Here is a 13,327-nt window from a genome sequence, read left to right as displayed (position 1 = left end):
TGCTGTCCACATGAGCTTCCCGTCCCACCGGCAGCGCCACCGTCGCTCCTCCCGACGCCTGGTGGCGCGACTGGACGCGGAGCACTACATGCTGCTGATGCTGATCGGGTTCGGCGGCGCGGTCCTCGGCACCCGCGCATTCCTGGCGCTGACCGGCTATCCGCAGGTCGGCGGCGGTACGTTGCACATCTCGCACGCCCTGTGGGGTGGCCTGTCGTTGTTCGTCGCCGCGCTCGTCCCGCTGCTCGTCGTCAACCGGGCCGCGCTGCTCGGGGCGGCGCTGCTGGCCGGAATCGGCACCGGGCTCTTCATCGACGAGGTCGGCAAGTTCATCACCGCCGACAACGACTACTTCTTCCCGGCCGCCGCGCCCATCGCCTACGCGGCCTTCCTCATCGGCGTGTGGCTCTACGTGCGCGCCCGCAGCACACGGGTCGAGGGCACCCGGGCGCAACTGCACGCCGCGCTGGAACTGCTCGGCGAGGCCGTCGACGGGAGGCTCAGCGAACGGGACCGGGCCCAGCTGCGGCGGCGACTCGGCGCCGCCGCCGCGAGTCCGGACGACGACCGGTTGCAGCCGCTGGCCACGGCGCTGCTGGAGTTGGCGGAGCCCGGTGTGCTGCCGCCGTACGAGCACCGGTCAGGACGGATCGCCCGGATCGCGGTCGCCGTGCGGGCGTGGGTGGCGCGGTCGTTGACCCGGGGTCGGCTGCGCGTCGGGCTGGTCCTGGCGCTGGGGCTACTCGGCTTCGCCACGCTCAGCGACCTCATCACGATCGTTGCCGTCGCTCTCGACCTGCGTGACGGAACCACCGAGGGGGTGCTCACCACCGCCAACGAATTCGCCCGCGTCGACATCCAGGACCGCCGCGGGGTGCTGCTCCTGCTCGTCCGGGCGCTGCTGGACGCCGGCGTGGGCACCGCGCTCATCGTGGCCGCCGGGCTGCTGCTGCGCGGGGTGGCTCGCCGTGCCGTGGAGCTCGCCCGGGCCGGCCTGGTCACCTTACTGAGCGTGGTGAACCTGCTGGTGTTCTACCTCGACCAGTTCGCCGCCGCCGTCAGCGCGCTCGGTCAGTTGGCGGTCCTGCTCGCGGTGCAGCGCTACCAGCGGCTGTTCGACCAGCCGGCCGACGCCGAGCGCACCGGCGGCGCTGACGGTGACTGAACGCCTCGGGTTGCCGGGCCAGCCCACGACCGTGCGCGAACGCCGCGCCGGACGTGATGTCGCCCAGGCTGATGCCGACGGCGGGCGTCCTCAGCGGACCGCGTCGCCCATTCGGGTGACGGCCTCGGTGAGGATCGCCGGCGAGGTGGCGAAGTTGAGCCGTACGAAGCCCGCCCCGCCGGTGCCGAAGACGTGCCCGGAGCTGAGGGCGACCCGCGCGTGGTCGAGGAACATCTTCGCCGGCCCGGCGACGTCGCTGACCACGCCGGCGTCGTCGGCCGGCTGCTCCGTGTCGACGCCCAGCCCCGTGCAGTCCAGCCAGGCGAGGTAGGTGCCCTCGGGACGGTGGTACGGGACGGCCGGGAGGTGCTTCGCCAGCAGCGTCGCGAGCAGCGCGCGGTTGGCGTCGAGACCGTCGAGGAGGAGGTCGAGCCACGGCCCGCCCTCGCGGAAGGCGACGGTGTGCGCGATGACACCGAGGTGGCTGGGCCCGTGGCTGACCTCTTCCGGCATACGGCGGAGGTCGGCCACGGCCTGCGGTCCGGCGACCGCGAGCGCCGCCTTGAGACCGGCCAGGTTCCACGCCTTCGAGGCGGAGACCAGGGCGAACGCGTTCTCGGCGCCGGCCACCGTGAGGTACGGGGTGAAGTGCGCCCCCGGCAGCACCAGGGGAGCGTGGATCTCGTCGGAGACCACCCGTACGCCGTGCCGGTCGGCCAGCGCCGCGACGGTCTCGAGCTCGTCGCGCCGGTGGACGACGCCGGTCGGGTTGTGCGGATTGCACAGCAGGAACGCGGGCCGGCTGCCGTGGGCCCGCGCGCGTCGGAAGGCCTCGTCGAGGGCGGCGGGGTCCATGCGCCGGTCGGGCCCGAGCGGGGCCTCGACGACCCGCCGGTCGGCGTGGGTGACGAAGGCGTAGAAGGGCGGGTAGACGGGGGAGCAGACCACGACCGCGTCACCGGGGTCGGTGACGAGCCGGAGCACCTCGACGGCGCCCATCATCACGTCGGGCACGACCGAGGTGTGCGCGACGCGGAAGTCCCGCCAGCCCCAACGCCCAGCGGCGAAGTCGCCGATCGCCTCCGCGTACGCCGTCCCGTACGAGTAGCCGGTGTCGCCGAGGTCGACCGCGCGGCGGAGCGCGTCGGCCACGGGGGGAGCGAGGGGCACGTCCATCTCCGCGACCCAGAGCGGGAGCACGTCGGGCGCGAACATGCGCCACTTCACGCTGGTGCGCTGCCGGAGTTCGTCAAGCGTGAGCAGGGTGAGCGGATTCCGGGCCGCCGAGCCGTCGGCGGAGGGGCCAGGGCTTGCCATACCGCCCACCCTAGGGCCAGGTGCCGCCCCCGTCCTGCCCGGCGCCCTCGTCCGGCCCCGGCACCGCTACCAGCGGTTGCGTGCCTCCTCGGCCCAGCCGACCAGCCCGGCCAGGTCGACGCGCTCGCCGTCGTCGGCCGCCGCCCAGCCGGTGAAGTGCCCGAAGCACTGGTGCGTCTCGTTGGCGAGCACACCGAAGTTCGTCCTGGCGATCTTCTCGTGGAAGGGGTGGAACTCCACGGCCACCCGCGCACCGCTGATCCGCCACGGGCGCGACCAGTCGGCGCGGTCGTACTCCCAGCGCAGCTCGTCGCCGATCTTGTGCAGCCGGCCGTCGAGGAAGAGGCCGTTCTCGGTCGAGCCGGTGCCGTCGGTCCACCGACCGCCGAGCTGGATCGCCCGACCCGGGCCGCTGCCGGCGGCCCAGTTCCAGCGGATCGCGTACGGCCACCTGCCGCGACCGTGGTCGAGAACGGCGAAGGAGTCCGCCTCGGCGACCGGATGGGCCACCCCGTCGACCCGCAGGGTGCCGCGCACCGGGCGGCCGAGGTCCTTGACGGTGTACTGGAACCGGCGGGTGCTCCAGGGCACCACCACGCCGAGCGACTCGTGACCCGCCGGCAGCGACACCACGAGGTCGATCTCCAGACCGGGGGCGGCGGCGCGGATGGTGGTGCCCGACGGCGCCTGGTCGATGTCGATCGAGAGTCCGCCGCCACGCGCCCGAACGGCGCCCGCCCCGCTGACGGGTGGGAAGAGGGCGCCCCGGGCGAAGGGGACCACCACGTTCCTGTCGATCTCGGCCTTCGTCGCGCGGTCGAGCACGTAGAGGCTGTGCACCCCCGCGTAGTCCAGCGACGAGGCGACCAGGCCGACGATGTGGGTCGGCGTGACGATCCCCCAGTACTCCCAGCGCTTGTTGCGGCCCCAGCCGCGCAGGTTCGCCCGGTGCAGCGGGCGGCGGCTCCAGCCCACGGCGGCGGGATTGAGCCGCCCACCCGCGAGGCACAGGTCGACCGGCTCGGTGATCTCGTTCTCGTGGGTCACGAGGGGGAGGGTAACCGGCCCGCCGCCTCTGCTGCCGGGATCGGCACGGCGGAGGTCATGTCGCGGAGGAAGGGCCTGGTGCTGGGCCGGTTCAGTCGCCCCAGGCGTTGGAGTCCAGGAGCATGTCCCAGGTCAGGTAGGGCAGTTCGGGGTGGCGCTGGTGCAGGATCTCGCCGGGAAGGGTCGCGGCCGGGGCCTTGCGGGGATTGGCGAGTGCCTGCGCCACGATCGCGTCGGTGACGGCCCGGGCGCCGCCGAGGCGGGGATGACGTCGGTGGACGCGGTCGGCGTACTCGGGTGGCACCGGGCTGTTGACGCCCATGAGGTCGATGCTGATTCCCGTCTGGGCGATGCCGATCTCCGGCGGTCGGCGACGCTGGAAGACGGGTGAGTCGCGGAAGCTGCGCGTGGTGTGCATGGCGATCGCGTCCCACACGGTGTCGACCCGGCGGTCGGTGACACCCCGCTCCTCGAGGAACCGGGCGGCGAAGTCGGCGCCGTCCATCTCGAACCGCTGGTCGGAGTTGGCGCGTGCGGTCAGGCCCATGTCGTGCAGGGCGCAGATCAGGAACACGACCTCCTCGTCGTAGTCGTGGCCGGGCCGCCGACCGGCCCGCGCGGCGGCCTCGCGGGCGAACAGGAAACTACGCAGGCTGTGGTTGCGCAGGTAGGCCTCCTGCGCCTCGTCGATCAGTCGGGCCGCCTCACGGGCCAGCCGGGTCGACGGGAAGGACAGGTCGGCGTCCGGCGCGGCGTGGGAGGCGGCCGGGGCGGCGGGCACCAGCCCGGTGAGCATGCCGGCGCCGGCGGCCAGGCCGGTGCCGAGGGCGGTGCGCCGCGAGAAGGAAGGCGTCACGGGTACCTCATCTTTCGGGTGTCGGGTGCGTGGACCGGAAGCGTTGGCGGTACTCGGCCGGGGTGGTGCCGATGCCGCGCAGGAACGCGCGGCGCATGCTGTCGTCCGAGCCGAAGCCGCAGGCACGGGCGATGCGAGCCACCCCGTCGTGGGTGGCTTCGAGCAGGGTCTTCGCGGCCTCGACCCGGACCTGCTCGACGTACCGGATGGGGGTCGTCCCGACCGTCCGGCGGAACAGGCGGGTGAGGTGCCGTTCGCTGACCGACGCGTGCGCGGCCATCGTGGCGAGCGTGTGCGGGGCGGCCGGGTCGGTGGCGACGGCGTCCAGGACCCGGCGCAGCGCGCTGCCGGGGGCGGCCGTGGTGTTGCCGCGGACGGTGAACTGGGACTGACCGCCGGGGCGGTGCAGGAAGACCACGAGGTACTTGGCGGTGGTGCGGGCGCGCTCCGGCCCGTGGTCGTCCTCGACCAGCGTCAACGTCAGGTCGATGCCCGCGGTCACGCCGGCCGAGGTGAACAGCGGCCCGTCCCGCACGTAGAGGGCGTCGGGCCGGACGCGGACCGCGGGGAACCGCGACGCGAGGTCGGCGCAGGCCGCCCAGTGGGTGGTGGCCCGGCGGCCGTCGAGCAGGCGCGCCGCCGCGAGCAGGAACGCGCCGGTGCAGATGGCCGCCGTACGGCGGGCGAGCCCGCTGACGCGGGGGAGTTCGGCGACGAGCGCCGGCGGAGGCTGCGCCGTGGCGAGGGAGAGGCCGGGCACCAGCAGCGTGTCGAACCGGTGCCGCACCTGGTGCAGGGCCAACTCGACGTCGAGGGGTACGCCGACGTCCGTGCGTACCGGGCGGCCGTCCACCGAGGCCAGCCGGACCCGGTAGCCGCCGCTGCCGTGCAACACCTGGACGGGCCCCGCCACGTCGAGCAGCACGACGCCGTCGTGCACCACCACGACCACCTCGCGGATCCGGGCGATCTCCACACGAGCAGTCTGGTCATCCTCTGCGGAGGGCCACAAGGACGGCCGGGCCGCACATCCGGACATGGCGGAGCCGTCCCCCGCCTGGGGCTATCCGCGGCTCGCGACGCGGCCGCACCCGAGCGCGCGAAACGCGGCGGGCCTTCCGGTCAGGGGGTAACCGTCACCGCGCGTCGCGCAGCCCGAGGACGTACGCCGCAGTGAGCGCGACGGCGCGGTCCTCGTCCTGTGCCAGCTCCGCGAGGGCACGTGACGTCCTGATCCCCGGGACGTCCGCGAGCGCCTGGGTCAGTCGCCGACGTGCCGACGATCCGACCGCTGCCTGGGCGAGGCGGTCGACGAGCCCGGTGGCGATCTGGTCGGCCGACGCGGGATCGGTCGCCAGCGCGCCCAGCGCGTCGGCGGCATCGGCGTCGTTGGTCTCCTCGACGATCATGTCGATGAGCGTCGGGACCGCGTCGGCTGCCCCACGCGCTCCGAGCGCCAGAGCGGCACACCTGCGGACCACGAGGTCCGAGTGCGTGAGGGCGTTCCGCAGCAGCGCCGTCGCCGCACCGCTCGGGATCTCGGCGACGGACCGGACGGCACGTTCGCGCACCTCGGCCACCGGTGAGCCGAGGCCCTCCGCGAGCAGTGCCAGGCCCCCGTCGCCCGACCGCGCCAGCGCCCACCGGAGGGCACCGGCGACGTTCGGGTCCGTCTCGCTCAACGCTGCCTCGACCAGCGCTCCCACCGGCACCGGAACCTCTTCGGTCGAGGACAGGGCCGCGCGTTGGCGCTTGCCGGCGCTCTCCGATCCCAGTGCCTGCAGGAGCGCGACGATCCGGAGGACGCCGTCCCAGCCGGCGGGTTCCGTGGCGTCGATCTGACGGAGTCGGGTGAGCAGCTCCGTCTCCGCCGCGATGCGTTCCCGCGTCCGGCGGATGAGGTCGTCGACGAGCCCCGAGGGCGTGAAGCCGGGATCGTCCAGCGCGCGCCCGACCTCGCGCAGCGACAGCCCCAACGACCGCAGGCTCTCGATGTGGAGGATCCGCCGGATGTCCTCGCCCGAGTACTCCCGATAGCCGGCCCGGGTACGACCCGTCGGCCGCACCAGGCCGAGCGAGTCGTAGTGCCTGAGCATGCGGGCGCTGACGCCGGAGCGCCGTGCCACCTCACCGATCAACAACGCCTGTCAACCCTCCTGGCCGGTCATGCCGAGGGCCACGATGCGCGTCGCCTCGTCGACCGCGAACTCGAGCCCGGCGTCCGGGTCGCGCGACAGCCGTTCCGTGGCGCTGGCGTGCTGACGTACGCAAGGGTCGGGGTCCGTCATCGCGGCGCGCAGGATCGGCGTGACCACCTCGCCGAGCGCGATCAGCGCCCGGCTCAGGCTCAACCGCGTCGCGCGCCCGCCGCGCCCGAACTGCGTCGCCAACACCGCGGCCAACGCGGGTTCCTCACCTTCGGGCACGAGTACGACCGCTGCCCGCCAGGCGCTCCGCGCCACCTCGTCGTCGGCGTCGGTCAGCAGCGCCCGGGTGATCGCGGGCCACGCCTGCCGGTCCCCGATCTTGGACAGCGTGTGCAACGCCTGGCTTCGGGCCTGCGCGCGCTCCGAGCGGAGTTCGTCGACCAGCTTCGGGAGCGTCGTCGGTGCCGGGTGGCGGATGAGCGCCCAGGTCAACATCTCGCGTACGTGGAAGTCGGACTCGATCGCGCACCGCTCGACGAGCCTGTCGACGAACCGCGGGTCCGGGGTCGTGCCGAGCGCCAGCGCTGCCTGCAACCGCACCGACGGGTTGCTGTCCTCCAGCCGCCGGAGCGCTCGCATCGTGTGCGTGTCGTCCTTCGGCACGGTCATCGCGACCACCTCCCCGACCACAGTGAAGACCTTGTCACCGTGTGAAGGTCAAGCGGAGCCAACGTCGCGACCGGCCAGGCGGACGACCTCCTTCACGCTGCCGCAGGTTCGGACGGGGCCGGCCCGAGGCGCACCTCCTACTGCCGGGCGTCAGCCGGCCGGCGGCGGGGCGGACGTGACGGGCGGGGGTGGAGGTGACCGGCGGGGCCTACGTGACGGCCGGGGTGGTGGCGGTCTCGGCGAGCGCGGTGCGCAGGACGTCGTGCAGCGGCCCGTCGGGGTGGTCGATCCAGTGCTGGATGGCGACGCGCAGCGAGGCCAGGAAGGTCGCCGCCACGACCCGGGACCGCAGCGCCCGGTCGGGGCCGGTCAACCGTTGGGCGACGTCGTCGGCGAGATCGCGCTCGATGGCGGTGTAGGCCGCGATCTGGTGCGCGACGAGGCCCGGGTGCCCGCGTAGCTGACGGCGGTGCAGCAGCCAGGAGGGCGGGGCGTTGCCGTACGCCTCGACGGCGAGGCGCTCGGCGGCCGCGCTCAGCACGGCCCACGGCGGCGCGTCGGCCGGCTGTCGGCGGACCAGTTCCAGCAGCCGGCGCAGCCGTACGGCGTCACCGTGGAAGACCGCCTCCTCCTTGCTGGAGAAGTAGTTGGAGAACGTCCGGCGGGAGACGTTCGCCGCGTCGGCGATGGCCTCCACGGTGACCCGGTCGAGCCCGTGTTCCGTGGCGAGGCGCAGGGCGGCCTCGTGCAGGGCGAGGCGGGTGGCCGCCTTCTTGCGCTCCCGCAGCCCGGTGGTCTCCGCCATGGGCGACAGCCTACGGGGCGGTGACTCAGTTCTCATCGCGCAAACTTGCACTGTGAGCAAGATCGGCAGATGCTTGTGTGCGGCAACCATCTGCGACAAGGGAGGCGGCGTGGAAACTGCCGGCCGCGAGCTCGGTGCGAGGCTGTCCGAGCTGATCCGGAGCGTACGGCTGATCAAACGGCACCGGGCCGACGTCCGGCCGGCCGTGCCGGTCGGCCTCGCCGGCCTCCTCATGCAGATCGAGAAGCTGCCTGCCGACTGCCACGCCCGGGAGCTGGCGGCCCGTAGCGGGCTCGACCCGTCGACCGTCAGCCGCGCCGTCGCCTCGCTCGTCAGCCACGGCCTGGTCGAGCGGCGCGCCGACCCCGCCGACAAGCGGGCCAGCCTGCTGACCGTCACCCCGGCCGGGCGGGCCGCCCTGACCGACACCTACGACTGGTACGGCCGGATCCTCGACACCGCGCTCGCCGACTGGACCCCCGCGGAGGTGGCGGCGTTCGCCACCGCGCTCGGCCGGTTCACCCGCGACATCGAGACCGTCCTCGGACACCACGACAACCTGGAGGCCGCGCGATGAGCGCACCCACCACCACGGCCGGCGACGCGCCGATGACACACCGGCAGACGCTGGAGGCCCTCAGCGGCCTGCTGCTGGTGCTGTTCGTCGCGATGCTCAGCGGCACCGTCGTCTCGACGGCGCTGCCGAACATCATCGGCGCGTTGAACGGGTCGCAGACCCAGTACACCTGGGTGGTCACCGCCACCCTGCTCACCGCGACCGCGACCACCCCGATCTGGGGCAAGCTCGCCGACCTGTTCAACAAGAAGCTCCTGGTCCAGATCGCCATCGTCGTCTTCCTGGTCGGCTCGGTGATCGCCGGCTTCGCCCAGACGGCCGGCCAGCTCATCGCCGCCCGCGCGTTCCAGGGCATCGGCGTCGGCGGCCTCCAGGCACTCGTCCAGGTCGCCATCGCCGCGATGATCCCGCCCCGGGAGCGCGGCCGGTACAACGGCTACCTCGGTGGCGTCATGGCGGTGGCGACGGTCGGTGGCCCGCTGCTGGGCGGGCTCATCGTCGACACGTCCTGGCTCGGCTGGCGCTGGTGCTTCTTCGTCGGGGTCCCCGTCGCCGCCATCGCGCTGGTCCTCCTCCAGTTCACCCTGCGCCTGCCGACGGTCCGCCGCGAGAACGTCAAGATCGACTACCTGGGCGCGGCCCTGATCGCCGCCGGCGTCAGCGTGCTGCTCATCTGGATCTCCTTCGTCGACGACTCGTTCGCCTGGGCCTCCTGGCAGACCGCCGCCATGGTGGGCGGTGCGGTCGCGCTGCTCGCCCTGGCCGTCTGGGTGGAGTCGCGGGCCGACGAGCCGGTCGTCCCGCTCGATCTCGTCCGCCAGCGGACCACCGCCCTGGCCATCCTGGGCAGCCTGGCGGTCGGCATGGCGATGTTCGGCGGCGCCGTCTTCCTCGGCCAGTACTTCCAGATCGGCCGCGGCTACAGCCCGACCGAGGCCGGGCTGCTCACCATCCCGATGATGGCCGGCGTCCTCGGATCGTCGATCATCGCGGGCCGGCTGATCACGAAGACCGGGAAGATCAAGCCGTACATCGTGTTCGGCGCGATCGTGCTCGTCATCGGGTTCGCCCTGCTCGGCACCATCGACCACGAGACCTCGCTGGTGCTGGTCGGCGCGGCCATGTTCATCGTCGGCGTCGGGGTCGGCATGACGATGCAGAACCTCGTCCTCGCCGTGCAGAACACCGTCTCGCTCCGGGACATCGGCGCGGCCAGCTCGACCGTCGCGTTCTTCCGCTCGCTCGGCGGCACGATCGGAGTGTCGGTGCTCGGCGCGGTCCTCGCCCGACGGGTGACCGACCAGATCACCGCCGACCTCTCCGCCGCCGGCATCCCCGCCTCCGGCAGCGCGGGAGCCGGCAGCCTGAACCTCGACGCCATGCCCGGCGCGGTCCAGCAGATCGTCCGCGCGGCGTACGGGGACGCCACCGGCCACATCTTCCTCATCTCCGCCGCGATCGCCGTCGTCGGCATCATCGCCGCGGTCCTGTTGAAGCCGGTCGGCCTGCGCAGCAGCCTGGACCTGCCCGATCCCGCCAGGTCGACGGCCGTGGCCGCCGACGCCGTCGACGGTGCTCCGGCCTTCGACCAGGTCACGGTGGACGCCGACGGTCGGGAGGCGCCGGCGCGCCGCTGACGCGTGACCCACGACGGCGGGCGACGATCGGAAGCCGGCGTGTCCCTGTGGTAGAAATGCCGGATGTCCGGCATGCGATTCCAGCTTCTGGGACCGCTCGAGGTGCAGGTCGACGACCGGCCCGTGCCGCTCGGCACGGTGAAGCAACGGCTACTCTGCGCCACCCTGCTGCTGGACCCGAACGAGGTGCTGCACACCGAACACCTCGCCGAGACGCTGTGGGACGAGCCGCGGCCCGCCTCCGCGGCGGCCAACCTGAGGACGTACGCCCACGGGCTGCGCCAGGCGCTGCGCGACCAGCCGGACGGCGCGAGCCGGCTGCACACCGGCACCGGCGGCTACCTGCTCGCGGTGCGCCCGGGTGAGCGCGACCTCGACGAGTTCGAGGAGTCGGCGCAACAGGGCCGCGACGCCCGTGCCCGGGGCGACCTGCGGCAGGCCGAGGCGAGTCTGGCCCACGCGCTCACCCTCTGGCGCGACTCGCCGCTCGCCGGGCTGCCGCTGCCCCGCGCGATGGCGGCACGCCTGACGCGCCTGCACGAGCAGCGCCTCATGGTCGAGGAGGAACACGTCCAGGCCAAACTCGACCTGGGCGCCTCCGCCGAACTGGTCGGTCGGCTGCGCGAGCACGTCGAGACCCACCCGCTGCGGCAACGCGGCTGGGGTCAGCTGATGACGGCGCTCTACCGTACGGGCGACGTGGCCGGTGCCGTCGACGCGTACCTGCGGGCCCGGCGGATGCTGGCCGACCAGCTCGGCATCGATCCCAGCCCCTCGCTGGAGGCGCTCTACCGCGACATCCTCGACCACCGCCCGCACCTGGTCGGCGAGCCGCAGCGCCCGCCGCCCGCGCGGATCGTGGTCCGCGGACTGCCTCCCGCCGTCGACACCTTCGTCGGCCGGCGGGCCGAGATCGACGCCGTGTGCGGCTGGCTCGGCGGATCCGCGACGAGCGCGGTCGTCGCCCTGCACGGCCCGGGAGGGGCCGGCAAGTCGGCGCTGGCCGTCCGGATCGCGCACCAGCTCGCCGACCGGTACCCGGGCGGCACGCTCTACGTGGACCTGCAGGGTGCGGACGCCGACCTGCCGCCCCTGAGGCCGGTCGACGTCCTCGGCCGGTTCCTCCGCGCGCTCGGCATGCCGGGCGGTGCGGTGCCGTCCGACGTCGGCGAGGCCACCGTCGCCTACCGGTCCGAGATCGCGGGCCGCGGCGTGCTCGTCGTCCTCGACAACGCCCGGGACGCCGCCCAGGTCAGGGCACTTCTGCCGGCGGACGGTTCCTGCGGTGTCGTGGTGACGAGCCGGCGGATGCTCGCGACGCTGCCCAACGGCCGACACCTGGCCGTGGGGCTGCTGTCCCGCACGGAGGCGGTCGGGCTGCTCGCGGGCGAGTGCGGCGCCGACCGGGTGGCGGCCGAGCCGGACGCGGCCGCCCGCCTGGTGGAACTCTGCGGCATGCTGCCGCTGGCGATCCGGATCGTCGGCGCCCGCCTGGCCAGCCGGCCGGAGTGGCCGATCGCCCGTCTGGTGGAGCGCCTCGCCGATCCCGGGCTGCGCCTCAGCGAGCTGGAGTTCGACGACCTCAGTGTCCGGCCGTCCATCGCGCTCACCTACGCCGCCCTGTCCGACGGCGGCGCCCGGGGGCAGCTCTGCGCCCGGGCCTTCCGGCTGGTCGGCAGCACCCGCCTGCCGACCGTCACCGCCCGCGCCGTCGCCGCCCTCCTCGGCGAGCCGCCCGCGCTCGCCGAGAGTCTCCTGGAACGGCTCGCCGACGAGCGCCTGGTGGAGCCCCGGGAACCGGGCGTCTACGGCATCCACGACCTGGTCCGGCTGTACGCCGTCGAACGGGCCGAGGACGAGCCGGCGGACGACCGGGAGGCCGGGCTGCGGCGGCTGCTGGAGACGTACGTGCAGGGCGCCCGGGAACTCGAGCGGATGACCAACGCCGGACACTGTTTCGGACCGGCGGGGACACCGGCGTGCGGGTGGGCCCCGACCGGCGTCGGCGACCAGGACCGACCCGCCTGGCAGGACCTGCCGGAGAGCCCCGCGCAGGCGGCGCGGTGGCTGGCCGAGGAACACCTCAACGTCCTGGCCGCCTTCCGGCAGGCGTCCACCTCCACCACCGGCACCGCGACGCTCGCCGCCGCGCTGGCCTGGGCGAGCGTCGCCGCGTTGCGGCGGTACGGCTACCGCCAGGAGGCGCTCACCCTGGTCGACGGCGCGGTCGCCACCACCGGGCGGCTCGGCCTCACGCTCGAACACTGCGCCGCGCTGTTCTACCGGGCGACGTTGCACACGGGCAGCGCCGAACCGTCGGTGGTCGAAGCGGATCTGCTGCGCTGCCTCGAGCTGCTCCGGCCGCTCGGGGACCGGGAGCAGATCTCCATCTGCCTGGAGGCGCTCGGCAACCTGCGCCACCGGATGGGCGACGTGCCGCTTGCGCTCCGCCACCACGACGAGGCGCTCGCGCTGCGCCGGGAGTCGGGCCAACTGCTCATGATCGGCGCGGCCCTGAGCAGTTCCGCCCCGGTTCGCCTGTCGGCGGGAGCCGAGAAGGAGGCGCTCGCGGACGTCGAGGAGGCGCTGCGCATCGCCCGCGACGTCGACGCCGTCGGCCTGCGGGGCGCCGCCCTCGGCGCACGGGGCCAACTGCTGTGCCGTACCGGGCAGTGGTCGGAGGCCCGCGAGTGCCTCGACGAGGCGATGGCCATCGCCGAGTGGTCCGAGGACCTGCCGTCGCGCTGCGAGGCGTTGCTGTCCCGCGCGGCGGCCCACCTCGGGCTCGCCGACCACGCCGCCGCCGCCCGCGACGCCGACGAGGCGGGGACGGTGGCCGTCCGGATCGGCGACCGCTACCTGCGGGCCGTCGCGCGGCAGGCACAGGGCCGGATCGCCCGCGCGGCCGGGGACCGCAGCGCCGCGTCCATCCTGGAGACCGAGGCGCGGGACCTGCTCGGTCCGCTGTCCGGCTACCGGGATCCGCAGTACGCCGACCACTTCGGCCGACTCTGAGCCTGCGGGAGCCGACCGCTCCGCGGGTGGCGGGTGCCGGCCTCCCGCGCTCCGCTGCGCCAGGCGGTCGCCGTGCGGGCGCGTGAGCCGAT

11 protein-coding genes are annotated in these 13,327 nt (G+C 73.9%); 4 read left to right on the top strand and 7 right to left on the bottom strand.

Annotated elements, in window-relative coordinates:
- Window positions 1-10 precede the first annotated feature (10 nt).
- Complete coding sequence (locus ABZ573_RS21805; RefSeq protein ID WP_358120418.1) at window positions 11-1,165, top strand: hypothetical protein; 1,155 nt, start codon at window positions 11-13, stop codon at window positions 1,163-1,165.
- Between the two features lie 90 nt (window positions 1,166-1,255).
- Here the strand turns inward: ABZ573_RS21805 and ABZ573_RS21800 are convergent, their stop codons facing one another.
- From ABZ573_RS21800 to ABZ573_RS21770, 7 genes are all read right to left on the bottom strand, one after another.
- Complete coding sequence (locus ABZ573_RS21800; protein WP_151452675.1) at window positions 1,256-2,482, bottom strand: MalY/PatB family protein; 1,227 nt, start codon at window positions 2,480-2,482, stop codon at window positions 1,256-1,258.
- A 66-nt stretch (window positions 2,483-2,548) separates the two neighbouring features.
- The gene (locus ABZ573_RS21795) at window positions 2,549-3,529 is read right to left on the bottom strand and encodes a DUF2804 domain-containing protein (RefSeq protein WP_358120414.1); all 981 of its coding nucleotides are present in this window, start codon (window positions 3,527-3,529) and stop codon (window positions 2,549-2,551) included.
- Between the two features lie 91 nt (window positions 3,530-3,620).
- Window positions 3,621-4,385, bottom strand: coding sequence for an HD domain-containing protein (locus ABZ573_RS21790; RefSeq protein WP_327027977.1), 765 nt, complete (start codon window positions 4,383-4,385; stop codon window positions 3,621-3,623).
- A 7-nt stretch (window positions 4,386-4,392) separates the two neighbouring features.
- Window positions 4,393-5,361 (bottom strand): helix-turn-helix domain-containing protein, encoded by a 969-nt coding sequence (locus tag ABZ573_RS21785; RefSeq protein ID WP_358120410.1) that lies wholly within the window; start codon window positions 5,359-5,361, stop codon window positions 4,393-4,395.
- Window positions 5,362-5,521: 160 nt separating this feature from the next.
- Window positions 5,522-6,526 carry a MerR family transcriptional regulator gene (locus ABZ573_RS21780; RefSeq protein ID WP_358120407.1) on the bottom strand — a complete coding sequence of 335 codons (1,005 nt, stop codon included), beginning with the start codon at window positions 6,524-6,526 and terminating at the stop codon, window positions 5,522-5,524.
- A 6-nt stretch (window positions 6,527-6,532) separates the two neighbouring features.
- Entirely contained in the window at window positions 6,533-7,171 is a 639-nt protein-coding gene (locus tag ABZ573_RS21775) for a HEAT repeat domain-containing protein (RefSeq protein ID WP_358120535.1), read from the bottom strand.
- Window positions 7,172-7,409: 238 nt separating this feature from the next.
- Window positions 7,410-8,006, bottom strand: coding sequence for a TetR family transcriptional regulator (locus tag ABZ573_RS21770; RefSeq protein WP_358120404.1), 597 nt, complete (start codon window positions 8,004-8,006; stop codon window positions 7,410-7,412).
- Between the two features lie 109 nt (window positions 8,007-8,115).
- Between ABZ573_RS21770 and ABZ573_RS21765 the strand changes: the two genes are divergently transcribed.
- From ABZ573_RS21765 to ABZ573_RS21755, 3 genes are all read left to right on the top strand, one after another.
- Window positions 8,116-8,583: a MarR family transcriptional regulator gene (locus ABZ573_RS21765; protein ID WP_225851923.1), complete on the top strand. Its 468-nt coding sequence runs from the start codon at window positions 8,116-8,118 to the stop codon at window positions 8,581-8,583.
- The gene (locus tag ABZ573_RS21760; protein ID WP_151452668.1) at window positions 8,580-10,220 is read left to right on the top strand and encodes an MDR family MFS transporter; all 1,641 of its coding nucleotides are present in this window, start codon (window positions 8,580-8,582) and stop codon (window positions 10,218-10,220) included. Before ABZ573_RS21765 ends, ABZ573_RS21760 begins: the two co-directional genes overlap by 4 nt.
- 63 nt (window positions 10,221-10,283) lie before the next feature.
- Complete coding sequence (locus ABZ573_RS21755; RefSeq protein WP_358120399.1) at window positions 10,284-13,235, top strand: BTAD domain-containing putative transcriptional regulator; 2,952 nt, start codon at window positions 10,284-10,286, stop codon at window positions 13,233-13,235.
- Window positions 13,236-13,327 lie beyond the last annotated feature (92 nt).

Source organism: Micromonospora sp. NPDC007220, from assembly GCF_040634035.1.
Taxonomy (GTDB): domain Bacteria; phylum Actinomycetota; class Actinomycetes; order Mycobacteriales; family Micromonosporaceae; genus Micromonospora; species Micromonospora reichwaldensis.
This window is presented reverse-complemented; position numbering and strand designations above follow the sequence as displayed.